The sequence below is a fragment of the Ilyomonas limi genome, from assembly GCF_005233845.1.
Taxonomy (GTDB): domain Bacteria; phylum Bacteroidota; class Bacteroidia; order Chitinophagales; family Chitinophagaceae; genus Ilyomonas; species Ilyomonas limi.
Genome location: NZ_SZQL01000005.1, coordinates 63,063 through 88,391, shown reverse-complemented (window position 1 = coordinate 88,391; position 25,329 = coordinate 63,063). Strand labels below are relative to the sequence as shown.

Genomic DNA, 25,329 nt, shown 5'->3' with positions numbered 1-25,329 from the left:
AATGCTTGTACCTACCCGTTTTAAAACTGTTGTAATAGATATGCTGCAATATGAAGGTTAGAAGATAGGTGCACCTTCTATTAAAGTATCAATATAAAGCTTTCTGCACTGCCAAAAAACACGCCGCATGTTCATTATTCAGCAATGGTGGTTATTTATAGCAAACACGTATATCAAAATGCGTTGTACATTTAAGTTCCTCATTAATCATTAAACTGCCGTATGAAAAAAGAAACTGAACCAAACGTTGAAATCACTGCTATTTCCAATGAAAAAAGCGAAACAGATCCTGCAAACAACAACGGAATGCATCGTCGCAAATTTGTGGAGCTTACTGCCTCTGCAGCTTTAGCCTTTACCATTATTCCAAGGCATGTGTTAGGCAAGGGTTTTATACCTCCAAGCGATAAAGTTACGCTGGCGTATATAGGTGTGGGTACGCAAGGCATCAGAGAATTATTGCCGCTGCTGTCAGCACCCGAAATACAAGTAGTAGCCGTTTGTGATCCTAACAAAGAAGCAATTGGCTATCGCGATTGGGGTACTACTTATCTGAGAGATGAAATTCGCAAAGCTATCAAAAAGCCGGATTGGATGCCCGGTGGCGATAACGTTATTCCCGGTGGAAGGGATAACGGAAAAGATATTGTGGATACGTATTACGCCAATGTTCGTTCTAATGAAAAGTTTAAAGGCTGTACGGCTTATGAAGATGCCCGTGAATTGTTGGATAAAGAAAAAGACCTCGATGCAGTAAAGATCATGACACCAGATCACCTGCATGGCGTGCTTTCAATGGCCGCCATCAAAAGAGGGAAACATGTATTGGTACACAAACCCATCTCAAACCGTTTAACAGAAGGAAAGAAATTAATTGAAATGGCGCGCAACAATCCTAAAGTTATTACACATTTAATACCGTGGGATTACAATGGTTCTATGGAGCAGGTGATGGCCTGGATTAAGGGTGGTGCTATTGGCAAACTCACCGAAGTACATAACTGGACGAACCGCCCGGTGTGGCCGCAATATCCTGAGTTGCCAACAGACAAGCCGCAGGTGCCGCAAGGGTTTAATTGGGATCTCTGGCTTGGCCCCGAAGCAGACCGCCCCTATCACCCCAACTATACCAATATGGTGTTCAGGGGATGGTACGACTTCGGCGGTGGCTCTATGGCCGATATGGGGCATTATAGTTTATGGACTGTTTTCAATGCTTTGCAATTAACATCTCCCACTATTGTTGAGCCGCATCGCAGCCATGTTTGCGACTTCAATGGCGCTGTTCCTTTTCGGGTGAATAACGACTTTTCATTTCCTATGGCAAGCACCGTGCGATTTAAATATCCGGCCAATAGCAACCGAGGACCTGTTGATTTATACTGGTACGATGGTGGTATGCGCCCCGAAATACCGGAAGAGCTGGCAAACGATGGTAAGGAATTGCCTGCAGAAGGAATGATGTTCGTTGGAGAAGAAGGGAAAATATTAGCAGGTTTTAACGTGCAGGATCCGCAGATTATTTCAGGTAAAAAAATGGATAAGTTAGTCAGTTCCTCCGCCGACAATCAGAACGAGGGGCAACAGGCATTGGCAGCTTTATCCTTATTTGTACAGGCATGTAAAACCGGCAGGCAATATCCTGGAAATTTTTCTGAAGCAGAATATATTACCGAAGCTGTTAACTTATATGCGGCTGCCTTACGGGCAAACCGTTTATTAAAATACGATGCTGCCAATATGAAAATCACGAATGTGCCGGAAGCAAATAAATACCTAAGTCGCGAATACAGGCAAGGCTGGGACCCTGCAAGTATTTAAAGCGTACTGAACAATTGTATGGAGTAGTTTTTCTGCAAGTAAGTTATCATGTAAATGTATTAAAAATAACCAGCCATGAAAATAATGAACCGGAGATCATTCCTAACCAAAGCAACGTTAGGTGCAGGCGCAGCTTTGGTTTTATCGCAAATACCCAAACAGGTGTTTGCAGGTGCCGCAGCCGCAAAGATGCCCATAGGCTTTCAAACTTTTCCAATACGGGATATATTGGCAAAAGATTTTGCAGGCACATTAAAAATGATGGCAGCCCAAGGCTACCAATTAACAGAGATGTGCTCCCCTAAAGGCTATGCACAAATTGGTTATGGGCCGTTGGTAAATATAAAAACTTCCGATATGCGCAGCATCATTAATGATGCGGGTTTGAGTTGTCCAAGCTGCCATTTTGGTTTTGGTGAATTTGATGACAATAATATAGACGACCGCATTGAATTTGCGCAAGGATTAGGGCTTACACAAATGATTTGCTCTACATTCTGGCTGCCAAAAACGGCTACTATTAATGATTATTATGCCGCTGCCGATAAACTGAATAAAGCAGCAGAAAAAATAAAAAAAGCCGGCATGCAGGCAGGGTTTCATAATCATGAATTTGAATTTGCAACACTGGATGGCCAGTTAATTTATGATGCGTTGATGCAGCGGTTTGATTCCGATCTGGTGAAGATGCAGTTTCAGACAGAAGTCATCAATCTTGGCTATAAAGCTGCTGATTATTTCAAAAAATATCCCGGAAGGTTTATCTCCTCGCATTTATCCGACTGGACTGCCGATAAAAAGCAAGTGCCTGTTGGGCAAGGGATAATTGACTGGAAAGCATTTTTTGCTGCTGCAAAAACAGGCGGCGTACAAAACTTTTTTATAGAAATGGATTTAGATAATTTAAAAGATAGTGCAACGTATATTCATCAATTGCAGGCTTGATAGCAATAAAAAAGGACGCAACCATATTCTATCGTTGTGTCCTTTTCAATTTTATTCTTCAGCTAAAAACCGCCATCAAAAATTGCCCAACTATCACCTTTCATTCTTAGCTAAAAAGCTAAACACCTGGTCAAACAGCCAGTCCAAATCAATACTATCCGCAACTTTATGCGCAGCGCCGGAAATGCTGTACAGAATAGCTGGCTTGCCGCTTTTACAGTTAGTGTAGCTGCGTGCAGTTACTTTGCCGCCCAGCAGGTTGGTAACTGTTGGCTGTGCATTACAGCCATTCGTTTCTGCCCAGGTTTGTACAGAGTTTTCGGCACTTAAAAAAGTATATTGATATTTGGTAAAACCGCCATTGTAAGGTATAGTTCTGTCCTGCATGCCATGTATCTGCAATACCGCTGTTGGCTGCGCATTGGATTTCATTTCATCGGTATATAACGAGCCGGAAATGGGTACGATAGCAGCAAAAATGTTGGTTTGAATAGCTAAATAGTGCGCCAGCAAAGCCCCATTGGAAGTACCTACAGCATACACGCGGCGTGCATCTATTTTGGTATTTTGCTTCAGCCAGTTATACATCTCCATTACATAATTGGGTTCACTTACTTTTTTCAATGGATAATAACCACCAATGTTCCAAACACCACCATTAGCACCCTGCCCATATACTGCTATATATTTATATTTATCTACATACTCATTAACGCCGCGGTTCTTTATCCAGCCGGTATCATGACCATGGATGGAATGAAAGAAAAAGATAACCGGGTAGGTTTGCGACGGGTCATATCCCTTGGGCAACTGCACCAAAAAAGTGCGGTTGTCTCCGTTTACATTCAGGAAATATCTTTTTATGCTCGCCTCTTTTACCAGGTCAGTTTCTTCGCCTGTTGGTGCGCTGTTGCGTGTATTTTTGCCGGTAGGCAAATGACCGCCACCCCGGTTTAATATTCTTTGGCAGGCACTAAAGAGCGTAATAAAGATAAGAGCGTACAACAAATATTTCATGAACAAACGTTTTGTCATTAAGTCACAAACCTGCTTTTGAGCAGGCCTGTGATAGTATAGATAGGGAATAAAAGGTAAGCTTAGAAGCAAAGGTATAAGGTGTATTGTATTATTAGTTTTGTTCTGCAACGGCTTCTTTAAAAGCTTCTCCGTTAGGCTTCAGCACACCATTAATATCCTGCAACGAAACTGCTTTGCCCGGGCCTCTTCCAAGTCCGCTGTACCAGATGACATACGGCATTTGCTCCTGGCGGCATAGGCGTATAATTGCTTTCACCGTTTCGGGAGAATCGTCATACTGACCAATTTCGTTGGTAATAACCGGCTTGCCCGTTACGCGTTTCAGGTATTCAATTGTTGTTTTCAAAGCCGATACATCATTGCTCTTGCTATACCAGTGAAAATTAACGTAGTCAATATCCATATCTTTATAGGCAGCTACGGTTTCCTTTGCAAATTGCCGCTTTTTTGCTAAGCCTGGGTTATCCAGTGGCATCTGCGTACTTTTCATATATGCCTGTGCCTCTGCACGCTTACCTTGATCCAACAAATCGCTGTACACCAGGTAAGTTATAGAGCGCCAGGTAATACCGGCATTGGTTACTTTTATGCCGGCGGCATGTACAATGGGTATAGCAGCTCTTAGTTCATTGAGATAGTCCTGCGGTGTACCGCTGTGGTATATCCTATTGTCTTCTTCGTTTTCTATAGCAATTACTACCGGCTTTTTACCCTTGAAGCTATTGATTGCATTGGTAAGCAATTTTTTGTAATTATCTAAATCGGTAGGAAAAGGAACCGGCGATTTTTCTCCGGACCTATCTTGTACATTGCCATAGTTGATGTTCATAAACACATCAAAGCCCGTGTTGAGCAATGGTTTATCCTTCGGGTTGGTGAGTACAATGCGGTCTCTTATTATTTTGATACCCAGTTTTTTTGCTACATCAACCTTATGCTCATTGGCATTGGCTAACATACCTGGGTCGAGCAGTGCGCCAAACTTGGTTTGGGCAAATGTGCCGGTGAGCATGAAAAGTGCACAAATAGTGAAAAGTTTCTTCATATATAACTTTTTATAGCCTGAAAGTAAATATAGCTGTTATTAGTTTAACAGCTATATACTTATATGAGACTTTATCCTGAATCTTTTGTTTAATATAACATACGCACCTTAATCGTTTCTTTTACCCCTTTTAACAAATCGAGTGCCTGGCTGGAGAGTTGCTTATCCACATCCAGCACCACATATCCTATGCTGTCGTTGGTCGTTAAATATTGCCCAACAATATTGATATGATGTTCAGCCAACTGGCTGTTGATAGCACTTAACACACCAGGCACATTGTTGTGAATATGCAAAATGCGGTGCGCACCTTCTATCAGCGGCAGGCTAAGAGCAGGCACTGTATGCGAACCATTGGTAACGCCGCTTTCGAGATAGTTAAACAATTTGGCGCTTACATCGTCGCCAATATTTTGCTGGGCTTCTTCGGTAGAGCCGCCGATATGTGGCGTTAATATTACATTGGGCAAACCCTGCAATGGCGTCTCAAACTTATCGCCGTTCTTCTCGGGTTCCCACGGATATACATCTATAGCAGCACCACTCAAATCACCAGCCTCCAGGGCTTTAGCCAATGCTGGCAGGTCAACCACCTGTCCTCTTGCATAATTGATGAGGATGCTTCCTTTTTTGAAATATTTGAGGTTGTTTTTATTAATGAGGTTTTTGGTTTGTGCGGTTTCGGGCACGTGCAGCGAAACAACATCTGCCTGGCTTACCACATCTTTCAGGCTTTTGCAGGCTACTGCATTACCTAACGGCAGTTTGGTTTCAATATCATAAAAAATAACGCGCATTCCAAATGCTTCTGCCAATACACTCAATTGTGCGCCAATATTGCCGTAGCCAATAATACCCAATGTTTTGCCACGCAATTCAAAGCTGCCTTTGGATTCCTTCATCCAGATGCCTTCGTGAGCAGCTTTATTTTTATCGGGTATGCGGCGGATAAGCATGACTGCTAAGGCAATCACCAGTTCGGCCACGCTGCGGGTATTGCTGTATGGTGCATTAAACACCACTATGCCCCTGCGCGTAGCTTCTTTAAGGTTTACCTGGTTTACGCCAATGCAAAAACAGCCAATGGCCATTAGCTTTTCGGCTGCGGCGAGTACGGCAGGCGTTACCTGCGTTTTAGAACGGATACCTAACAAGTGTACATCTTTAATAGCTTCTATCAGTTCTTCTTCGGGCATGGCGCGGGTAAGTTTGGTTACATTGCTGTAACCATCGTCTTTAAAGCGCTGTACTGCACGGTCGCTGATGTTTTCAAGAAAAAGAATTTTGATTTTGTCTTTGGGATAGCTGGTAGCTTTGCTCATGGGTGATTTGGTTTTGCGAAGGAAGAAAAAGGTGTAAACAAAAATCCCTCCGCGATTTGCCGGAGGGATAGTTGAAAAAAGAGGTTATTTATTTTTTGCGTAGCGCTTGTTGAATTTGTCAATACGTCCGGCGGTATCAACCAACATATTTTTCCCGGTATAAAAGGGATGCGACATATTCGATATTTCGAGCTTGATAAGCGGATATTCGTTGCCATCTTCCCATTTACTGGTTTCTTTGGAGGCAGCAGTGGAACGGCTCAAAAATTCATGACCATTACTCATATCCCTGAAGATGACGAGCCTGTATTTGTCGGGGTGGATACCTTGTTTCATATTACTGTTATTTAGCGCACGGATTTTGCCGTGCTGAATAATTATTTTTTGAAGCGCAAAAGTAACGGCATTATACTGTTTAGCCAAGAAAAATTTTGATAAAAAGATGCAGATTTGCTGATTCAAGATACAAAAGTCAGGGTACAGGCTACAAGATGTAAGCCTTAAGGTACAAGCTATGGTACGAAATGACGCGATGCTCATGGAGCACTTCGGGATAAAAAGCAGCATCCATTGAATAATTCTTATTCTTCTTTGTATCTCTTTATATGCGCCATGCTCTTTAAGCTCAACATTAAACTGTCAATATCCCCGGCCCAAACTAAAAGCATAACCCACCCTTCCAATAAGAGCGCCAATTCCGTTTTTACCGTTTGCCGGGTCTTTTTGAATGTTTAGCATACCATAGTTGCCGCCAGCTTCTATAAAAATTTTGCCGCTGGGGAAGTAATACGCCACCCCAACATCGCCTGCAACGCCAACATTACCCTTGTGTGCCTGGTCTTTGATGTCCATTGTATTATTAAAGGAAATAGCGCTGGTAATCAAAGGCTCCTGCATTTGGGCGTCTTTATAAACAATGCCCGAACCGCTGGCTACATCCTTTGCAGTAATAAGGTAACCGGCAAAAGGTCCCACTTCGGCATACAGCATAACCGGAGAAGATTCGCCTAAGTGCCAGTTGAATCTGGCAAGAACATTCAGCATAAGATAATCCAGCTTTATTTCATTATCAAAATTAGCATACAGGTACTCCGGCACTTCACCCGGCGGAAAAAAGCCCGCATATTCTTCCGGAAAAGGAAATGCCTGATAACCATTACGCTTGCCACCCTGCGAAGAATACGCTATACCGGGCACTATAGCGAAATTGGGTGCAATAGCCTGTTCCCAAAAGATAGCTGCATCCGGACCAAGTCTTGAACGAAAGCTTGTGTTAATGGGATTGTTGCTGCCTGCAGTGAGATTGGGAATGGAAATACCGCCCTTGATGCCAATATAATTTTGCAGGTCTTGTGCATCGCTTTTGAAAAGCGGGAAGGTAAAAAGCATACTCATCAACAAGATACAGCGCTTTCTCATACAGCTATGTTTATCAACAAATGTAGCTAAAGGATGGAACTGAAAAGTGTAGTTGTAAACAGGATATAACTCTCTTTTTGGCTGCTATTTTGCTTCATTCACAATCTACTAATCCTGTCAATTATGAAATTTCCTGTTGAATACGCGCTTTCATTTGATTACAACTATACTACTATCGATTTCTTTGTACAGGGTGAGCCGGAAGGTGAATTGTGTATCACCTGCCCCCATACTATTTTTCATCTGCGTTTTAGCGGCGGCACCAAATGTTTCAACCCCTTTATTTCCGCCCCTTTTGTGCCAGATGAAACAGATGAGCATTACGAGTTCTTTTTTAAGATGAAAATGGCGATTTTGAAGGCGTATGCGGAGTTGAATACGATGAATTAACTGCAACAATCTTAGCGCATCAGTGTTATTATACCTTTTAATTGATGATGGATGTTGTTATGAAAAGGAATGTGCTAACAAACAATAAAGCAACCAGGATAGCTGCTTTATTGTCTTAAAAAGTTATGCAGTCTCTTCTTCTACTGCATTCAGGTTATATTTCGCTACAAACTCGTCGCGGTGTGTTTGTAGTTTTTCTATTAACTGGGTAACAGTAACAACGGTGGTATCAGCATGTTCATGCACTTCGGGCAATTCTTCGTTTAGCAAAGCCACGTTTGCATTCATGTTATCTGCTTCTATCTGTGCTATTTTTTTCAAAACCGATGTTTGGCTGTTTTTTAAATCTTCCAGTTCGCGAAGCATTTTATCCATTGCTTCCATTTTTGCTCTGTTTTCCATAAAAATTAATTTTAATAACTAACCTTTATGGTATCAAAACGGTGCCAATAATCACCAGCCCCTTTCTTTTAACAAGTGTAATGATGGTGTAAAGCAAAATGCACTGGCAAAAAGCTTTCCTCGTATTATCAATATACATGAAAAGCGCTGCACATTGCATAATGTATTGCTTATTTTGGAAGGCAACTTCCCCAATCCATTTGATAAAGTAGGAAGAGAATGGGACTTTTGGAAGGATAGGTATTAGAAGATTATTATAAAATGGAACAGTCACCTGTTGCGGGTGGCTGTTTTTGTGTGTTGGTGACTCTCTAATTTCCTTTTCTAATTTTCAACTTGCGTGTCTTATAGGTATGCCCATCAATCTCAAAATAAAAGCAATCAGCTTCTGCTTTATCAATAATGTTTAAATTACCATAATGAAATTGTTTGTGATGAAGGGCACAAACAGTAATTAAATTATCTAATGCAAGTGAACCTTGTTTTAGGTTTGATACTTGATCTATATGATGTGTTTCAATATAACATTCATCACAATCTCGTTTTTTAAAAGTGAGTGTTGGCTTGCCAAGTCCTTCGCAAATCAAACATTTATAATTAGCAAGCCATTTAGCTTTTTTAGATATTTCTCCTCGCTCAATATAAGATGATATTTTTTTCTTCTATTTGGAGTTGCAGTTATTGCCTCTTGATGAAGTTTAAACAGTTCATTTAAAAGTTTCTCTTGCGTTTCAGATAAAACCTCCTTCGCTTGTTGGCTAAGCTTCGTTTTATTAGGCTTACTTTCATAATTTATTAGAAGATGTATAGCCTTCCTTCTATACTTTTCATATTCATCGGGGTATTTGCAATCAACCAAATCTTTATTTTCATTTGAAGGCTCAAAAAGCAAATCAACTAATATCTTTTTTGTTTCACCAGTCATTATCATACCGCCTTTTTCAGTTGAGAAGACAGTATAGAATTGATTGTTTTTTCTTAAAAGTATGTAATAATGCTTCTTTATTTCTTCAGCATTATATGTTTTAGCAATTGCATTTAATTTTAGCTCACGTAATTGAATCATAGTAGCAATAGGATTTCAATAATTCAGTTTAAATTTCCTCTACCTCCACTTCACCTCCTCCTCTATCACCGGCTCAATTTCATGCAGGGCAACAGCCATGTTATTTGTTTTTACAAAATTACACCAGTGACAGTCGGGCTTGCCGCAGCCGGTGTAAAAATCGTGCTGTTGTATTTTGTTCCAAACGGTAATGATTTGTTGCGTAACGGTGGTAATATCTTCAGGTTGCACTATCACTTTGCGGCGGATGTATTCGTTGCTTTTATCCGGCTCAATAAAGTCAAATTCAAAGCTCACGGCATTCCATTTTCTGCCGGCATAATGGTCTAATAAAATTTTATAAAAAACAGCTTGCCGCCAGTAATCACCACCGTTAGGTTCTTTATCGCAGGGCAGACTCAGCTTGACTTTGGCTTTATCCAAATCGCCGGTTTTATAATCCACAATATTCACTTCATCACCACCCAAATATTCCAGCTTATCTATTTTACCCTTCAGCGGAATGCCATTTACTACCACACCTTTAATATTGCGCTCTATGGCAACATGCGTATTCCAGGTGCGCACATATTTGTTGTAATAGTTGGGTAAGATTTCCTGCCCGTATTCCAGTCTTCTTTCAAACTGTTCCCTGGTAAACAACTCGCGATGGCGGTACATGTACCATTCAAAATCCTGCACCAATGCCTGCGCCGAAGGAAACTCATTATAGCGTTGCATCTGTTCAAACAATCGCTGCAATGCATGATGCACTGCCGAGCCAAACTCTGCCGCTTCGTTGCGCGGCGAAGGAATATTTACGAGGTTCCGGAAGTAAAATTCCAGCGGGCAGCGGAGATAATTATTCAATGCCGACACATTCATTACAAAACGCTCAATGAGTGGCAGCATTACTTCCCGTTCCATTTTCGCTATTTCCGGCGCCTGCACTATGCCAAATTCCAGTGCTCTAAACTCCGTTACAATATCATCTGGCAACAACACCATTTCTGCCTGCAACGTATGCTCTTCCTGCATTTCGGCAATAAACATACTCGGCTCGGTGGGCTTGCCGTCATTCTTTACCATTGGGTACGACACAGTTAAATGCTTTTGCGCACGCGTAAGCGCCACATAAAACAAACGTCGTAATTCTTCCTCTTCTGCGTTCCGCGATACACTTATAAACAGCGTATCAGGCAAAGCATAGCCATCGCGCGGCTTACGTTTTTTCTCCCAACCTGCGGCATTGCAACCCGCCATAAAAATGTATTCATATTCCAAGCCTTTACTGCCATGCGCGGTCATCAGGTTTACCCCCTTTTCGCTGCCGTTCACTTGTATTAAAGGCATCGAGATACCTTCTTTTTCCATCAACTCAAAAATGTTCACCAACTGCTGCAAGGAGAGTAAAGGATTGCGGCGCGTTTCTTCTTTTATAAAATCGTACAAGCCGGTAATAATCTGCATTTGCTGATGCTTGTCATCGCTTTGCATAATACAGTGGAGCGCGCCACTTTCGCGTACCAGTTTTTCCAGCAACTGTTGCAGCGTTACATTGGGCACCGCAGCTATCAGGCTTTCTAAAAAAGCAGATGCTTTTTGCAGCTTTTCGCTCATAGGTTTAGAAAACAAATCGCGCGGCGGCTGAGTGGCTTTCTCATACAACCATTTGCGTATAGAAGTTTTATTAACGGTGTATTGCCGTTCGGCTACCTCCATACTTATTTTGGCTATTTCCATTGGTGCAATGCCAAACCAGTTATAATGTAATATTTCAAATAGCATTTCATCGCCCTCGTATGGTATATCATACTCAGCAGCGAGGTATTTCAATACATTAATAATCTGTTGTGCCAGCGGCTCGTGCAGCAGGTTGGTATTGCGGCGGCTATAATGCGAAATACCACGTAGTTTAAAATACTTCGTTAACTCATCGCCATATTTGTTTTCACGATAAATAATGCCAATGCAATTAGGTTTTACGCCTTTTTGAATTAAAGCTTCCACTTCCAGCGTTAAGCCAATCATCTCATCGCGCGAGGTATTGTATTCTTTAAGTGTAGGTAAATGCGTGAGGTGATTAATACTCTTGTTAGCCGCTACCAACTCCTTACTTAAGCCGGGTAACTGTTTTATCAACCGTTCATTATTGCGGTTAATAACCGATTTGCTTATATCTAAAATGGGTTGTGTACTGCGGTAGTTTTCTGTGAGCACCACTTTCAACAAATCTTCTTTATAGCTTTCGGCAAAGCGCAACATATTTTCCACATTCGCACCCTGAAAGCGGTAAATACTCTGATCGTCATCGCCCACCACAAACACATTAGGCTTGTCCCAAAAGTTGATGAGCAATTCTACAATTTTGTTTTGCGTACCGCTCGTATCCTGGTATTCATCCACTAGGATATATAAGTATTGTTCCTGGTAACGGTTGAGTAATTCTCCATTTTCTTCAAATACTTTGATGACCCAGTTAATCATATCGTCAAAGTCGTACAGCTTGCGGTTGAGCATGAGGGCTTGAAAGTTATCAAACTCATTTACGGCTGCACGCAAGCGTTCCATTTTTTCACATTCACTGGTAATTTTATCTGTTCTTATATCACCCTTTTTAAAGGTTCCGGTTGCACGCTTACATATATATTCTTCGCGGTTGGGCAGGTCGCCAATGTAGGCATCTATACGGCTGTTGATGAATGCAGGGCTCCAGCCTTCGCGCTTCATGGCGCTAAAGAGCGATTGCAAATTGTGTATCTCATAATACACATCACCGCGATAGCGCTTGAGCGGATGCGCCTTGCCAAAGCTATCTATCAGTTGCTTATACAACTCAATCTTTTGCAGGTCGGTAATCGGGTCGAGCGAAGTCTTTTCAAAAAGGGATAAATTTTCCTGAATCACATCGTTGCAAAATGCATGAAAAGTAGCAATATTTACTTTATACGCATCCGGACCAATAAACGATAAGAGACGCTTGCGCATGGCAATCACACCTGCATCGGTGTAGGTCAAACAAAGAATGTTATCGGGCTGAGTATCAGTATCTATTAATATTTTGCCAATGCGTGCGCCGAGGATTTGCGTTTTGCCCGTGCCGGGACCGGCAATGACCATCACCGGACCTTCAATGGTATCAACAGCTTGCTTTTGTGCCGCATTGAGTTTGCTGTATATTTCGTAAAATTTTTGTAGCTGAATCTCGCGTTTTGATATAGCTGCCATAATGGGTAAAGATAGCAGCAATTTGCGGAATTTTTTAGCAAGTAAAAGTGAAGATTTTTCCTCAAAACACAGGCAGGGGCTGCCGGCAAAAAGCTCAGCTTATGTGTTTTGGAAGCAATAGCCTGCAAGCACGTTCTCGTACAGTAAAATAGCTATTATTGTTATAGAAGCACACCATTCATTACAGCGGCTGCTGGTACGTTTTGCCGTAGGATTGTAAGACTGTATAGAAGCGTACAGTTCAACCTTGTAAAAAGCAGGATGAAGATTACAACAGCAAATCAAAAGCTATCCTATCACTTGCCACCACTGGAAGGCTGGCTGCTATTTACTATCAAACAGTTCGCTTCAAACAAAGCTTTACCCCGGCAGATTTAAAGGAAGATCAACAAAAGTATAAAGCAGCAACAAGTGCATGGCTGGAACATAGCCTTCAGCAACTTGAATAGAAAACAGCCTTCACTGTATAAAAATATACCGGAATTATAACACAACGGAGAAGCACAGAGCAAAAGCAAAAAGGTTCCGGGCTCTTTAAAAGTCCGGAACCTTTTATATTTAAAAATACTTTGCGTTTTCGAATCTTCGGTTCAACAGATCATCCATTCATACTTGCCAAAAACTCTTCGTTGCTTTTGGTGCCGCGCATACGCTTGAGCAATTCATTCATAGCTTCCTCGGTATTCATATCATTGATGAATAAGCGAAGAATATTCATGCGTTTCAGCACTTCTCTGTCCAGCAATAAATCTTCACGGCGCGTAGAAGAAGCAACCAAATCGATAGCCGGGAAAATACGACGGTTAGCGAGGCGGCGATCCAACTGCAACTCCATGTTGCCGGTACCTTTAAATTCTTCAAATATTACTTCATCCATCTTGCTGCCGGTATCAATTAATGCAGTTGCCAAGATAGTTAAAGAGCCACCGTGTTCTATTTTGCGGGCAGCACCAAAAAACTGCTTTGGCTTTTGCATAGCATTGGCTTCCACACCACCACTTAATACTTTACCACTTGCAGGTGCTACCGTATTGTGTGCACGTGCCAGGCGCGTGATAGAATCGAGCAGTATTACTACATCGTGACCACACTCTACCAAACGCTTTGCTTTTTGCAACGCTATAGTAGAAACTTTTACGTGCTTTTCGGCAGGTTCGTCAAAAGTAGAAGCAATTACTTCAGCTTTTACGCTGCGCTCCATATCTGTTACTTCTTCGGGGCGTTCATCTATCAGCACCACCATCAGGTAACACTCGGGGTGGTTGGCAGCAATAGCATTGGCTACTTCTTTCAACAATACCGTTTTGCCCACTTTGGGTTGCGCTACTATCAGTCCACGCTGACCTTTGCCAATAGGCGTAAATAAATCTATAATACGGGTGCTAAAGTTGGTGGGAGAAGTAAAGAGGTTTAGTTTTTCGTAAGGGAAAAGAGGTGTTAAATAATCAAATGGCACACGGTCTCTTACTTCGTCCGGACTTTTGCCGTTAATGCTTTCTACTTTTAATAAAGCAAAATATTTTTCCCCTTCTTTTGGTGGCCGCACCGAGCCGGATACGGTGTCGCCTGTTTTCAAACCAAACAGTTTTATTTGTGATGGCGATACATACACATCATCGGGAGAGGATAAGTAATTATAGTCCGAAGAGCGCAGGAAGCCATAACCATCAGGCATCATTTCCAACACGCCTTCACCCATAATCACACCATCAAATTCTATATTAAAGGCAGGCTCTTTTTTATATTGCTGGCGCACCGGCACTATTTCTTCCACCTCTGGCTCCTGCTCCTCTTCATCTTCTTCCTCATCAGCATCTACACTTACAAAGCTGTCGCTTATATCATCATTCAGCAAGGCCAAAAAGGCAGGAGAGATTTGCGGGATTTCTTCTTCTGTTTTAGACAACACTTCTTCCACCGGCGGCGCTATCGGCTTGCGTTTGCGGCGCTTTTGCTGTTGCTCTCCTTCTGCGGCTGCGGGTATTGCTTCCTGCACTTCTGCAGGCTGGGGCTGCGGCTTTTCGGCAACAGGCTGCTCTGTAGCTGGCGCTGCTTCCGAAGCGGGTGCCGTATCGGTGGCAGTATAACTGTTGTTATCGGCAGTAGCACGTGCAGCTTTTACAGTACGCTTACGCTTTGGCTTTTCGGCAGCAGGCTTTTCGGTAGCACTCACTGCCTGACTGTCTAATATTTTATAAATCAGGTCTTGCTTATTCAGCTTTTTTGCATTGGTAATGCTCAGTTGCTCTGCTATATCTTGCAACTCAGGTACCAACATATCATTTAATTGCAAAATGTCGTACATAAAAATCTCAGGTAAGAAATTAGGTTAATCGTCAAGTAAAAAACTATCTTGTGGTAAAAAGAAAAAATAAAATTTGGTTGAAAGAAACCTGGTGAGCTGAGCGTATAATGATTAAAATTAACCAGCTATGTTTCTGTTTGCAATGTTACGGCAAATTGTTTATATACCACCAAAATTATTTTTATTCAAATCGTTAAAGATAAAAAGCCCGGCATTGCATTAGAGCGAAAGCACTTCACATATCTTATTGTAAATCATTAATGGAGCAATGCGGTTCATACAAGCCAGATCACCACGCGGACAGGGCTTGTTACCAAACACAGATGAAGGGCGGCAATCCAGTTCAACCTGCACGGCGTTGCTTAGGGGCTGCCCCCAGCCATAAAACCCCAGATATGGATGCGTGCCACCCCAAACAGAAATTACCGGTATGCCAAACAGGGAGGCTAAGTGCATATTGGCAGAATCCATGCTTACCATTATATCTAACTGTGCCACTGCATCCAGTTCTTCTGCAAGCGGCATTGCACCAGCAAGCGATTGTATTTTATCTCTATTAATAGTTTCCAATTGCTGCAAAGCAGGCACATCACTTTTGCCCCCAAATAAAAATATTTTTACATCCTTATGTTTCGCCAGCAGTTGTATTACCTGCTGCATCTTGTTGGCAGGATATGTTTTTTCGCTATACTGTGCAAAGGGCGCAATGCCTATTAGCTTATACCCTTGCTGTTTATATTCATTGAGTAAAGCATTTTTGTGCTGTGGAATAATAATTCCAATTTCAATGTTTAACGTTATCGGCAAATCCAATGCCGCAAATACATCGGCATAGCGCTGAAAAGTTGATTTTAAGGGCTTCAGTACTTTATTATGCCCGCGTGTAAGTTTTTTCTTTTCTTCCCGCCCTTTGTCTATCACCACTATTTTTTTGCCTGTGGCAAAAAAATAAACGCGAAGTACCTGTGTGCGTAAAACATTGTGTAAGTCAGCAACGGCATCTATTTTAAACTGGCAATTTAATTCTTTGTATAAACGATATAAACCAGCAACACCTTTATACTTACCTCTGATGTCTGCTGCATAAAAACGCAATCGTTCTATGTTATTGAATAAAGGCTGTACAAAGGCAACGGAGACAAATGTAACCTCTACCTGCGGATGTTGCTGCAACAACAACTTTATCACCGGCACTGTCATTGCTATATCGCCAAGCGAGGAAAAACGAAAGACTAATATGTGCTTTGGTGCACTCAACGTGCAGTACTTTTTTGTTTATATAAAACCGGATTTAGCGATTCATCGTTATACATCTTCATCTGCCTGTACACTTTCATTTTTTTGTTGCCTTTTGCAATATCATGAAGCAGTTGATTGATGGAGAGCGAAAGGTCTGTACGCTGCTCTAATAGTACTTTTAATTTATACAAGCAAAGCTGCTGATGTTGTTCTGTAGCGTCTGTACGATCGGCTTCTATCTGCATGTGATAAATCTTTAGTTCTAAGATAGAAAGCCGGTCAATAGCCCAGGCGGGACTTTCGGTGTTAATAGTTGCACCTTCTTTACACTGCACGAGTGCATATTCATCCAAAAGCCAATCATCAATTTGCTCCACCATATTGGTGCGCTCCTGATTGGAGGCGTCTATGCGGCGCTTGATGTGTAAAGCCGTAACCGCATCAATAGTCGGGTCGCGTATAATATCTTCCAAATGCCATTGCACCGTATCTATCCAGTTTTTTGCATACAACAAATGTTCTAAAGTACCTTCGGTGTACCGGTTAGCAATAGGTGTATTTACGTTATCCTCTACATGATAATCGTGTATGCTTTGCTGAAATATTTGTATGCAATACTCACTGGTCATATACTAATCATTTAACAGATATTCATTCATTAATGTTCTAAAAAATTCAAATCTTTTCCAAAGGTTTCGCGGATATTAATAACTGCAATTAAACCTAAAAAAATAACAATTGCACCAGTTATCCATGCGCCTGTTATATAACTGCTGTCGGCGTTGTGCGACCGATTGAACAAGAAGGTGCGCAACTGCTCGAACAGGATGATAATCAATGGCAATATACCTCTTACAAAGTTAGGTATAGTGGTAGTAGCAGTTGCACGCAGGTTGGTGCCAAACTGCTCTGCACCTATCGTTACAAAGATTGCCCAAAAGCCCATGCTAAAGCCTAATGCACCGCATAGCAGATACATCATATTGGCAGTGCCATTGTACTGTATAGTAAAAAATAAAATGGTGAAGAGAATGGCCATTGCATAAAACAAGTACAATGCTTTTTTGCGGCTTTTAAGTTTTTGACTGATAAAGCCGATGAGAATGTCGCCAATAGCAATACCAATATAAGCATACATCACCGCCTTGCCGGCATCTATGGGCCCGGCTATGTGCATGTGCGCGCCAAACTCTTTGGAAAAAGTAACCAGTACGCCAATTACATACCATGTGGGCAAACCTATGGCTATGCTTAATAAGTAACGCTTAAAGCGCTCGCCGCTGCTGAATAGCATAAAAAAATTGCCACGCTGCACAGCGGTTTGTTTTATCTGCTGATACATGCCCGATTCAAACACGGAGATACGCAGGAGAAGCAACGCAAAACCTAATCCGCCACCAATAAAATAACACGTGCGCCAGCCGGTACCATCGGGCTGCACAAAATATTCTTTGGTAAAAAAGGCTACAATCGCCCCCAGCAATCCCGCGCCTGCCACTACCGATGTAGCAATGCCGCGCTTTTCTTTAGGTATTAATTCGGAAACCAATGTTATGCCGGCACCCAACTCGCCCGCCAGTCCAATGCCGGCGATGAAGCGCGTCCATGCATATTGATCGGCGGTGTGTACAAAGCCGTTGGCAATATTAGCTAACGAATACAATAAAATTGAACCGAAAAGCACACTTAATCTTCCTTTTTTATCCCCCAATATTCCCCAAAAAATACCGCCCAGCAACAAACCTACCATCTGCACGCTGATGATATGTTCGCCTGCCGTAGTTATTTGCACATCGGTAAGCCCGATATTTTTTAAACTGGGCACGCGGATAATGCTGAAGAGCAGCAAATCGTAGATATCTACAAAATAACCCAATGCCGCTACGAGCACCGGGAAAGACAATATGTTGTATTGTTTGGTTTGGTTTATCATGGCAATAAGCAGCAAATTACTTTACATTGGTATCCACTTTTATGTTTGTATCAACAACCGGCTTTTTACCCAAAAATAATTTGAATAAAACGGGTAAAGTGGTAACTAAAATGATAATAATAGCTATTATATCTATGTGTTCTTTGAGGCTGAAACCATACTTATTCAATACCCAGCTTTCGAGGAAATGACCGCCTAATACCATTGAGGTAACCCATACAATGCTACCTAAAATATTATAGAAAGTAAAAGTAGCTTTAGGCATTTTAACGATGCCGGCAACAATAGGTGCAAAAGTGCGGATGATGGGTAAAAACTTAGCTAAAAATACAGTTGCTTTTCCGTATTTTTCGTAAAAGTCGTGCGCCCGCATCAGGTGCTTGCGCCGGAAAAGGAAAGTTTCTTTTCGCTCGTAGAGCAAAGGCCCTGTTTTGTTGCCAAACCAGTAACCCGCCATGTTGCCCAACACCGATGCAATAATGATGAGCAGGATAATAACACTGTAATGAACATTGTAAAAAGAGGCAGATAATTTATTGGCATAAATACCTGCGGCAAACAGCAAGCTGTCGCCCGGCAAAAAGAAGCCGAGCAATAAGCCGGTTTCGGCAAAAATGATAAACAGCATCACATATAAGCCGCCGTTTTCTATAACCCAGTCTATTAAGTTGTTGAGCATGATTGTTTATTTACTTCACTTGTATGAACCTATCAAAAGTCCAGCTTTCTAGTTCTTGTTTTATTAAATGTGATAACAGAAAAACTATAGGGCAAATCTTGTGAATAATCTAATAACAGCGCTAATAATCTTTGCAAGATAACTGGACGTTCTGGCTTATCTTAACGCATCAATATAACTGCAAATACCTTTAGCTGTTTATTAAAAAAAGCGCTCAAAAATCGTTCTCTTCCGTAATAATTAAGGCTGGTGGCATTAACAACATGGATAGAGTGTCTTCGTCTGTCGCTGATGCAAATTCTTCAATAATTGATGTTACTGTGAAATGCAGTAATCTAAGTTCTGTAACAAAAAAATAATCCACTCTTTCATCTACAATTATTTTCATGCTACTGTAGCTTCAATTATTTTTTCGTGTGTTAATATTGCATGAGCATATTCAAACACTTCCAGACTGTCTTCTATTGTAAGCTTTGGATAAGCCTGCAACAAATCTTCATAACTATAGCCGCCCCGCTTTTCCAAAACCAATTCAACGGTTATCCTTCTGCCTTAATACACGGCTTACCCATCATTACTTTTGAACTCACCGATATTCTGTCAAATTTCATAACGCATTTTTTTCAAAATTACGCATTCTCCAGTTCGCCTTCCCACTTGCTTACCACACTGGTAGCAAGTGCATTGCCAAGCACATTGGTAGCAGTGCGAAACATATCACAAAAATGATCTATCGGCAATATTAAAGCAATTCCTTCAGGTGGAATTTTAAACATGGCGCACGTAGCCGTAACCACTACCAGCGAAGCGCGGGGCACGCCGGCGATACCTTTGCTCGTAAGCATCAGCACCAATAGCATGGTCAATTGTGTGCCGGTGTCTAACGGAATGTTATATGCCTGTGCAATGGCAAGAGAGGCAAAGGTCATGTAAATCATACTGCCATCAAGGTTGAACGAATAACCAAGCGGCAGCACAAAGGCTACAATTTTATTATCGCAGCCAAAGCGCTCCAGTTCTTCGGTTAGCTTAGGAAATACGGCTTCGCTGCTGGTGGTGCTGAAAGCAATAATCAACGGCTGCACGATACGCTTTAATAAAACGGGCAGTTTTTCTTTTAAAATAATATATCCTACCAATATCATCAATGTCCAAAGCAGTGCCACGGCAATGAGGAAGTACAGGAAGTATTTACCATAAAAAATAAAAATGGCCGGGCCTTTTACGGCTATTACTGCTGCAATAGCACCCAACACGCCCAATGGTGCAAAGTTCATTACATAGCCCACCATTTTTAATATTACATGCGCCACCGCATCCAATGCTTTTACTACTATTTTCCCCTTTTCGCCCAGCGCAGCCGTGGCTACCCCAAAGAAAATAGAAAACACTACAATCTGCAATATCTGGTTGTCGGCCATCGCTTCCACCAAACTTTTTGGAACCACATGGTCCACAAAATTGCTGAGGCTGAAAGCCTGTGTTTTGCCTACCAAATCGGCAGCACCGGCGTTATCGGCTATGGCCAAGTCTATACCTTTGCCCGGCTGAAAGAAATTGACCAGTACCAGACCCAATAATAAACTTGCCAGCGATGCCGACACAAACCATAGCAATGCTTTACCGCCTACGCGCCCCACCGTTTTTAGGTCGCCCAACTTGGCAATACCTACCACCAGCGTGCTAAACACCAGCGGCGCAATAATCATTTGCACGAGGTTGAGGAAAATTTTGGTAAGCAGATTCATGTTGTTGGCAAAAGACTGCGCAAAAGCAGGACTGGCCGCCACATATACCCAATAGCCCAATGCGATGCCCGCTGCCATCGCTATCAAAATATAAATAGTCAATCTGTTGTTCATAAAGTGTACAGGTGTGCAATATAAGGTGAAATAGATATGCAGGTATATATTTCATTACACCTAATTAATAAAGCACCAAAACAATAAATAAGTAAGGATTTTATTTTACGATTTAAGATTTTATGTTGTTCAAACAAATTAATTCCTACTTTTCCGACGTATTCAGAATAAAAAATCTTCTATGAGTTTATTTGTAAAAAAGCCATTAGCCGGCCTCTTAGCCGAAGCACAGGATACCAGCGATAACACACTTAAAAAAACGCTTAGCGCTACCGGGTTGGTAGCATTAGGCATCGGTGCTATCATTGGTGCCGGCTTGTTTTCTATTACTGGTCTTGCCGCTGCTAACCAGGCTGGGCCTGCTATTACAATATCCTTTATCGTAGCAGCCTTGGGATGTGCTTTTGCCGGTCTTTGTTATGCCGAATTTGCCAGTATGATACCGGTTGCCGGCAGCGCCTATACCTATTCTTATGCAACGATGGGCGAATTTATAGCCTGGATTATTGGGTGGGATCTTGTTCTGGAATATGCAGTTGGTGCTGCTACCGTAAGTATTAGCTGGAGTCGCTACTTAGTAAAATTTTTAGATGGGTTTAATGTTCATCTGCCAGCTTCATTAGTGGCAGGCCCGTGGGACGGAGGCGTTTTCAATTTGCCGGCAGTATTCATCGTAGTGTTGATGAGTTTATTATTAATTAAAGGAACCGAAGAAAGTGCACGTGTAAATGCAATTATTGTGATGATAAAAGTAGCCGTTGTATTCATCTTTATATTCTTAGGATGGAAATACATCAACAACGAAAATTATCATCCTTACATACCCGACAATACAGGCACTTTTGGCGAGTTTGGTTTTAGTGGTATCATACGTGCTGCTGCCGTGGTGTTCTTTGCATATATTGGCTTTGATGCGGTAAGTACGGCTGCACAGGAAGCAAAAAATCCAAAGAGAGATATGCCTATTGGTATTTTGGGCTCTCTTGCCATCTGTACTATTCTATACATCCTGTTTGCGCATGTGATGACCGGTGTTACCAGCTATACTTCGTTTAAAGGTCAGGATGGTATTGCACCGGTAGCGGTTGCCATTGAGCACATGGGTAAGCCTGATGCTAATGGCGTTATACATCCTGATTATCCGTGGCTTAACAGGGCTATTGTAGTAGCTATTCTTGGTGGCTATGCCTCTGTAATTTTGGTGATGCTGCTCGGGCAAAGCCGTGTATTTTTTAGCATGAGTAAAGATGGACTGTTACCAAAAGTATTTTCTAACGTACATCCAAAATTCAGAACACCAGCTAAAAGCAATATGCTTTTTATGGTATTTGTAAGCCTGTTTGCCGCTTTTGTGCCTGCAAGAGTAGTAGGCGAAATGACAAGTATTGGTACTTTGTTCGCATTTATTTTAGTGTGTATTGGTGTAATAATTATGCGGAGAAAAATGCCGGATGCGCCGCGTGCTTTTGTAACGCCGCTGGTACCTTTAGTACCCATTTTAGGCATTGGCACCTGTTTATTTATGATGGTCTTTTTGCCTGCCGATACCTGGATAAGGCTAGTAGTGTGGATGTTGATTGGTCTTGATATTTATGCCGCTTACGGTATTAGAAATAGCCATTTAGGCAACCATACAGCTAATAAAACCGGTTTAAATGCCATGGCTTATACAGGCTTAGGCCTATGTGTGTTGCTTGCCATTTCTGGTCTTTGGCACCAGCAAACTGTTGGCTGGACAGCCGATAAAACACTGCTGATTATTGCAATGATATTTGCCGCGGTACATTTAGTAGTGTTTGGAAGAAAGATTGGCACGTCGCAGACCGCATAAATAATTACAGCATTTAAAAATGTACGACAGGTGATTTTATGCCGATGTAAGATTTGTGTAATAAATCTAATCGTAGCTCCAACAAACAAAACAGCCGCCCGCAAGAGCGGCTGTTTTGTTTGTTGTTTGCATCAAAGGCTTGTTTTACCTTTGCAGCCGCTATTTATAAAAAAATTACCTATTTCAATCAGGCTACGTTATATAAGCTGCAAACGGTGAGCTGCGGCAAAATGCGTAATATATTGCTTAATTGAAAAAGGCATATAAGAAAAAGAACAATAGACAATTTTGAACAGACAACTTATACTATAAAATATATAACAACAACTCCATGGGAAGAATATTTGAAGTAAGAAAAGCTACCATGTTTGCCCGCTGGGATAAAATGGCAAAACAATTTACCCGGATTGGAAAAGAAATAGCTATTGCCGTAAAAGCCGGCGGCCCCGACCCGTCCACCAATTCTGCACTGCGCCGCTGCATACAAAATGCAAAGGGTGTAAATATGCCTAAAGACCGCGTGGAAGCAGCTATTAAACGTGCGCAGGGTAAAGAAATGGAGAACTACGAAGAAATTGTGTACGAAGGCTATGCACCACATGGCGTGGCGGTAATGGTAGAAACAGCAACAGACAACCCGACCCGCACTGTTGCAAATCTGCGTAATATTTTTAAAAAGGGAGATGGTGTGCTGGGCAACAGCGGCTCCGTAGGTTTTTTATTCAACCGTATGGGTGAGTTTAAGGTAAAGAAAGAAGGCATTGACCTCGAAGAACTGGAACTGGATTTAATTGATTATGGTTTGGAGGAGATTGGCGAAGATGAAGAAGGCAATATTATTATCCGCACACCTTATGAAGAGTTTGGACACATGAGTAAAGCGCTGGAAGATAAAGGTATTACACCCATCAGTGCAGAATTGATACGTATACCAACCACCACCACCCACTTGAATGAAGAACAATCCAAAGATGTCTTAGAACTTGTAGACAAACTGGAACAGGACGAAGATGTACAGAAAGTATATTATAACTTAAGCTAAAGAATAGCACACAAATGACACGGGCTAAGTTTTGAGATAAGGGTAATGCTGATAAATAGCCGCTGATAAAACTGATTTACCTCTACTGAAGTTAACGTTTAAAAAGCTCCAGAGAATTCGTGTATAAAAGTCCGTGCTTTAATCAGTGTTCCATAAAGATGCTATGCAAATTCTTCTGCCATTTCATCCACTGTTTTAGCGGTTGGATAAAAGGTTAGTAACCTTTCAATTACCCGTTCTACTACAGCATCGGGGCAGCTTGCACCGGAGGTAACGAGTATTTTGGCAGGTTCGTTTTGGGGTAAATAATTAGCTGTTACTGTCTCTTCTTTTGTACGCCAGTTGCAATGCAGTATCTCTTTTTCATTAAGTAACTTATCGGCAGCATTAATAAAGTAAGTTGGCAGTTTTTGCTCACATAGCTCTACTAAATGCGAGGTATTACTGCTGTTGTAACCGCCCACTACAATAGCTATATCTGCCGGTGTTTCCAACATGCCCAAGACCGCACTTTGATTGTCGTTGGTGGCATAGCATAAGGTATCGCGCGTATCAGCAAAATGGGTGTGAACAGTGGTTTCATTCAGTCCATAATATTCCATAATCACGCTGCGCAAATAGTCGGAAATAGCTTGGGTATCAGTAGCTAACTGCGTAGTTTGATTAACTACACCAATACGCTGCAAATCCTTTTCTGCATTGAAACCAGGCGAATACCTTCCGGCAAATTCGGTGTAAAACCCGGTCGTAGGCTTTTGTTGGGTAATGTATTGAGCCAACGCTATTGTTTCTTTCATATCATTCACCACTACTGTTGGCGTGTTAGACGAAGCATGTGAAAAAGTAGCCCGGGTCTCTTCGTGTTTGGGCTTACCATGCACCACAATGCTGTAGCCTTTTTCAGCTATCTGTTCGCTACGGTTCCATACTTTGCGCACAAACGGGCAGGTTGTATCGTACTGCTCGGTAGAGATACCTTTTTCCTCCAATAATTGCTGAATTTCCAAGGTGGTGCCAAAGGCAGGAATAATTACAACATCATCGCCGGTCAATGCTTCGAAAGGGATGACCTGCCTGCCGTAAGTATCCTGCAAAAACTGCACACCCAAGGCTTTTAAATCAGCATTCACCTGCGGGTTGTGTATCATTTCGCTAAGCAGAAAGATGCGCCTGCCCTGATTTGTCTCAATAGTTTTAAAAGCAATATCTATGGCATTTTCTACACCATAGCAAAAGCCGAAATGCCTTGCCAGCAGTATCTGTACCGTACCAAAATCGAGGATAGTTGGTGTAAAATCTTTCTTCAGCCGGTCGGCCAGTTTACGCTTGCTTTTGATAGCCGAAATCAGCCCGCTGCGATATATATTAGGAACCGTAAAATGCTTCATACAGGACGCAAAGGTACAAACTTGGAGGAAGTGTGGGTTGTTAAGAGAAGGTGAGAAGTGCACTAATAATGCAAAATGTTGTAAAAGCTACGTCATTTGAAGCAGAGCAGGCAGGCACAGGCATTTGCCGCCTATTTATTCTTTATTGCCGAATCCGGCATTATCGCATTACTATCATTTACCGGAGGTGTTTTAATGATGCTATTACTGTCCATATTTCCGGGATGTAATACCGGCATTGTGTCCTTAACAGCAGGAATACCGATGGTGTCAGTATCATTATTTGTAATCATGCCATTACAACCAGTACCAATAAGTGCAAATAGCATGATGGACAGAAGCACTATATAAAGTTTTTGCATTTTGAAAATATTTTAAACGCTCCTCTTATAGGC

At 41.8% G+C, this 25,329-nt stretch carries 24 protein-coding genes; 5 read left to right on the top strand and 19 right to left on the bottom strand.

From position 1 onward, the window contains the following. Window positions 1-222: 222 nt before the first annotated feature. Both FC093_RS08040 and FC093_RS08035 read left to right on the top strand, forming a co-directional pair. Entirely contained in the window at window positions 223-1,821 is a 1,599-nt protein-coding gene (locus tag FC093_RS08040) for a Gfo/Idh/MocA family oxidoreductase (protein ID WP_137261253.1), read from the top strand. A gap of 75 nt (window positions 1,822-1,896) precedes the next feature. Next, window positions 1,897-2,766 (top strand): sugar phosphate isomerase/epimerase family protein, encoded by an 870-nt coding sequence (locus tag FC093_RS08035; RefSeq protein ID WP_137261252.1) that lies wholly within the window; start codon window positions 1,897-1,899, stop codon window positions 2,764-2,766. 93 nt (window positions 2,767-2,859) lie between these two features. Here FC093_RS08035 and FC093_RS08030 read toward each other — a convergent pair whose 3' ends face one another. The 5 genes from FC093_RS08030 to FC093_RS08010 form a co-directional block, all read right to left on the bottom strand. Further along, window positions 2,860-3,783, bottom strand: coding sequence for an alpha/beta hydrolase family esterase (locus tag FC093_RS08030; protein ID WP_170971027.1), 924 nt, complete (start codon window positions 3,781-3,783; stop codon window positions 2,860-2,862). Between the two features lie 112 nt (window positions 3,784-3,895). Next, window positions 3,896-4,849 carry a glycosyl hydrolase gene (locus tag FC093_RS08025; protein ID WP_137261250.1) on the bottom strand — a complete coding sequence of 318 codons (954 nt, stop codon included), beginning with the start codon at window positions 4,847-4,849 and terminating at the stop codon, window positions 3,896-3,898. Between the two features lie 89 nt (window positions 4,850-4,938). Beyond that, the gene (serA, locus tag FC093_RS08020; protein ID WP_137261249.1) at window positions 4,939-6,171 is read right to left on the bottom strand and encodes a phosphoglycerate dehydrogenase; all 1,233 of its coding nucleotides are present in this window, start codon (window positions 6,169-6,171) and stop codon (window positions 4,939-4,941) included. An 84-nt stretch (window positions 6,172-6,255) separates the two neighbouring features. Next, window positions 6,256-6,507: a type B 50S ribosomal protein L31 gene (locus FC093_RS08015; RefSeq protein WP_137261248.1), complete on the bottom strand. Its 252-nt coding sequence runs from the start codon at window positions 6,505-6,507 to the stop codon at window positions 6,256-6,258. A gap of 303 nt (window positions 6,508-6,810) precedes the next feature. Beyond that, the gene (locus FC093_RS08010) at window positions 6,811-7,590 is read right to left on the bottom strand and encodes an outer membrane beta-barrel protein (RefSeq protein WP_137261247.1); all 780 of its coding nucleotides are present in this window, start codon (window positions 7,588-7,590) and stop codon (window positions 6,811-6,813) included. A 123-nt stretch (window positions 7,591-7,713) separates the two neighbouring features. Here FC093_RS08010 and FC093_RS08005 point away from each other — a divergent pair, with 123 nt between their 5' ends. Continuing rightward, window positions 7,714-7,980, top strand: coding sequence for a hypothetical protein (locus tag FC093_RS08005; RefSeq protein ID WP_137261246.1), 267 nt, complete (start codon window positions 7,714-7,716; stop codon window positions 7,978-7,980). Window positions 7,981-8,103: 123 nt separating this feature from the next. Here the strand turns inward: FC093_RS08005 and FC093_RS08000 are convergent, their stop codons facing one another. The 12 genes from FC093_RS08000 to FC093_RS07950 form a co-directional block, all read right to left on the bottom strand. After that, the gene (locus FC093_RS08000; protein WP_137261245.1) at window positions 8,104-8,382 is read right to left on the bottom strand and encodes a hypothetical protein; all 279 of its coding nucleotides are present in this window, start codon (window positions 8,380-8,382) and stop codon (window positions 8,104-8,106) included. Window positions 8,383-8,693: 311 nt separating this feature from the next. Further along, complete coding sequence (locus FC093_RS07995; RefSeq protein WP_137261244.1) at window positions 8,694-8,969, bottom strand: hypothetical protein; 276 nt, start codon at window positions 8,967-8,969, stop codon at window positions 8,694-8,696. Further along, a complete protein-coding gene (locus FC093_RS07990; RefSeq protein WP_137261243.1) occupies window positions 8,966-9,448 on the bottom strand; it encodes a hypothetical protein in 483 nt (160 codons plus the stop codon). The genes FC093_RS07995 and FC093_RS07990 overlap by 4 nt, the downstream gene beginning before the upstream one ends. A gap of 39 nt (window positions 9,449-9,487) precedes the next feature. Continuing rightward, a complete protein-coding gene (locus FC093_RS07985; protein ID WP_137261242.1) occupies window positions 9,488-12,655 on the bottom strand; it encodes an ATP-dependent helicase in 3,168 nt (1,055 codons plus the stop codon). 598 nt (window positions 12,656-13,253) lie between these two features. Continuing rightward, on the bottom strand, window positions 13,254-14,960 hold the full coding sequence (rho, locus tag FC093_RS07980; RefSeq protein ID WP_137261241.1) for a transcription termination factor Rho: 1,707 nt from the start codon (window positions 14,958-14,960) through the stop codon (window positions 13,254-13,256). 219 nt (window positions 14,961-15,179) lie between these two features. Continuing rightward, window positions 15,180-16,217 carry a glycosyltransferase family 9 protein gene (locus tag FC093_RS07975; protein WP_137261240.1) on the bottom strand — a complete coding sequence of 346 codons (1,038 nt, stop codon included), beginning with the start codon at window positions 16,215-16,217 and terminating at the stop codon, window positions 15,180-15,182. Continuing rightward, window positions 16,214-16,828 carry a DUF4254 domain-containing protein gene (locus FC093_RS07970; RefSeq protein ID WP_137261239.1) on the bottom strand — a complete coding sequence of 205 codons (615 nt, stop codon included), beginning with the start codon at window positions 16,826-16,828 and terminating at the stop codon, window positions 16,214-16,216. The genes FC093_RS07975 and FC093_RS07970 overlap by 4 nt, the downstream gene beginning before the upstream one ends. A gap of 29 nt (window positions 16,829-16,857) precedes the next feature. Next, window positions 16,858-18,132 (bottom strand): MFS transporter, encoded by a 1,275-nt coding sequence (locus tag FC093_RS07965; protein ID WP_137261238.1) that lies wholly within the window; start codon window positions 18,130-18,132, stop codon window positions 16,858-16,860. 16 nt (window positions 18,133-18,148) lie between these two features. Continuing rightward, window positions 18,149-18,811, bottom strand: coding sequence for a DedA family protein (locus FC093_RS07960; protein WP_137261237.1), 663 nt, complete (start codon window positions 18,809-18,811; stop codon window positions 18,149-18,151). 214 nt (window positions 18,812-19,025) lie between these two features. Then, window positions 19,026-19,199 (bottom strand): hypothetical protein, encoded by a 174-nt coding sequence (locus FC093_RS23715; RefSeq protein ID WP_170971026.1) that lies wholly within the window; start codon window positions 19,197-19,199, stop codon window positions 19,026-19,028. Further along, on the bottom strand, window positions 19,196-19,354 hold the full coding sequence (locus FC093_RS07955) for a DUF433 domain-containing protein (RefSeq protein WP_137261236.1): 159 nt from the start codon (window positions 19,352-19,354) through the stop codon (window positions 19,196-19,198). Before FC093_RS07955 ends, FC093_RS23715 begins: the two co-directional genes overlap by 4 nt. A gap of 86 nt (window positions 19,355-19,440) precedes the next feature. Beyond that, entirely contained in the window at window positions 19,441-20,673 is a 1,233-nt protein-coding gene (locus FC093_RS07950) for a dicarboxylate/amino acid:cation symporter (RefSeq protein WP_137261235.1), read from the bottom strand. 181 nt (window positions 20,674-20,854) lie between these two features. Between FC093_RS07950 and FC093_RS07945 the strand changes: the two genes are divergently transcribed. Together FC093_RS07945 and FC093_RS07940 are read left to right on the top strand one after the other, a co-directional pair. After that, window positions 20,855-22,504, top strand: coding sequence for an amino acid permease (locus tag FC093_RS07945; RefSeq protein WP_137261234.1), 1,650 nt, complete (start codon window positions 20,855-20,857; stop codon window positions 22,502-22,504). Window positions 22,505-22,835: 331 nt separating this feature from the next. Then, window positions 22,836-23,546, top strand: coding sequence for a YebC/PmpR family DNA-binding transcriptional regulator (locus FC093_RS07940; protein ID WP_137261233.1), 711 nt, complete (start codon window positions 22,836-22,838; stop codon window positions 23,544-23,546). A 161-nt stretch (window positions 23,547-23,707) separates the two neighbouring features. Here the strand turns inward: FC093_RS07940 and FC093_RS07935 are convergent, their stop codons facing one another. Then, window positions 23,708-24,934, bottom strand: coding sequence for a 4-hydroxy-3-methylbut-2-enyl diphosphate reductase (locus tag FC093_RS07935; protein ID WP_137261232.1), 1,227 nt, complete (start codon window positions 24,932-24,934; stop codon window positions 23,708-23,710). Window positions 24,935-25,065: 131 nt separating this feature from the next. After that, window positions 25,066-25,296, bottom strand: a complete 231-nt coding sequence (locus tag FC093_RS07930) for a hypothetical protein (protein ID WP_137261231.1) — start codon at window positions 25,294-25,296, stop codon at window positions 25,066-25,068. Window positions 25,297-25,329 lie beyond the last annotated feature (33 nt).

Bases quoted from the DNA above. Each gene is read 5' to 3' on its own strand.
- FC093_RS08040 (WP_137261253.1), top strand. From the start codon at position 223: ATGAAAAAAGAAACTGAACCAAACGTTGAAATCACTGCTATTTCCAAT.
- FC093_RS08035 (WP_137261252.1), top strand. From the start codon at position 1,897: ATGAAAATAATGAACCGGAGATCATTCCTAACCAAAGCAACGTTAGGT.
- FC093_RS08030 (WP_170971027.1), bottom strand. From the start codon at position 3,783: ATGAAATATTTGTTGTACGCTCTTATCTTTATTACGCTCTTTAGTGCC.
- FC093_RS08025 (WP_137261250.1), bottom strand. From the start codon at position 4,849: ATGAAGAAACTTTTCACTATTTGTGCACTTTTCATGCTCACCGGCACA.
- serA (WP_137261249.1), bottom strand. From the start codon at position 6,171: ATGAGCAAAGCTACCAGCTATCCCAAAGACAAAATCAAAATTCTTTTT.
- FC093_RS08015 (WP_137261248.1), bottom strand. From the start codon at position 6,507: ATGAAACAAGGTATCCACCCCGACAAATACAGGCTCGTCATCTTCAGG.
- FC093_RS08010 (WP_137261247.1), bottom strand. From the start codon at position 7,590: ATGAGAAAGCGCTGTATCTTGTTGATGAGTATGCTTTTTACCTTCCCG.
- FC093_RS08005 (WP_137261246.1), top strand. From the start codon at position 7,714: ATGAAATTTCCTGTTGAATACGCGCTTTCATTTGATTACAACTATACT.
- FC093_RS08000 (WP_137261245.1), bottom strand. From the start codon at position 8,382: ATGGAAAACAGAGCAAAAATGGAAGCAATGGATAAAATGCTTCGCGAA.
- FC093_RS07990 (WP_137261243.1), bottom strand. From the start codon at position 9,448: ATGATTCAATTACGTGAGCTAAAATTAAATGCAATTGCTAAAACATAT.
- FC093_RS07985 (WP_137261242.1), bottom strand. From the start codon at position 12,655: ATGGCAGCTATATCAAAACGCGAGATTCAGCTACAAAAATTTTACGAA.
- rho (WP_137261241.1), bottom strand. From the start codon at position 14,960: ATGTACGACATTTTGCAATTAAATGATATGTTGGTACCTGAGTTGCAA.
- FC093_RS07970 (WP_137261239.1), bottom strand. From the start codon at position 16,828: ATGACCAGTGAGTATTGCATACAAATATTTCAGCAAAGCATACACGAT.
- FC093_RS07965 (WP_137261238.1), bottom strand. From the start codon at position 18,132: ATGATAAACCAAACCAAACAATACAACATATTGTCTTTCCCGGTGCTC.
- FC093_RS07960 (WP_137261237.1), bottom strand. From the start codon at position 18,811: ATGCTCAACAACTTAATAGACTGGGTTATAGAAAACGGCGGCTTATAT.
- FC093_RS23715 (WP_170971026.1), bottom strand. From the start codon at position 19,199: ATGAAAATAATTGTAGATGAAAGAGTGGATTATTTTTTTGTTACAGAA.
- FC093_RS07950 (WP_137261235.1), bottom strand. From the start codon at position 20,673: ATGAACAACAGATTGACTATTTATATTTTGATAGCGATGGCAGCGGGC.
- FC093_RS07945 (WP_137261234.1), top strand. From the start codon at position 20,855: ATGAGTTTATTTGTAAAAAAGCCATTAGCCGGCCTCTTAGCCGAAGCA.
- FC093_RS07940 (WP_137261233.1), top strand. From the start codon at position 22,836: ATGGGAAGAATATTTGAAGTAAGAAAAGCTACCATGTTTGCCCGCTGG.
- FC093_RS07935 (WP_137261232.1), bottom strand. From the start codon at position 24,934: ATGAAGCATTTTACGGTTCCTAATATATATCGCAGCGGGCTGATTTCG.
- FC093_RS07930 (WP_137261231.1), bottom strand. From the start codon at position 25,296: ATGCAAAAACTTTATATAGTGCTTCTGTCCATCATGCTATTTGCACTT.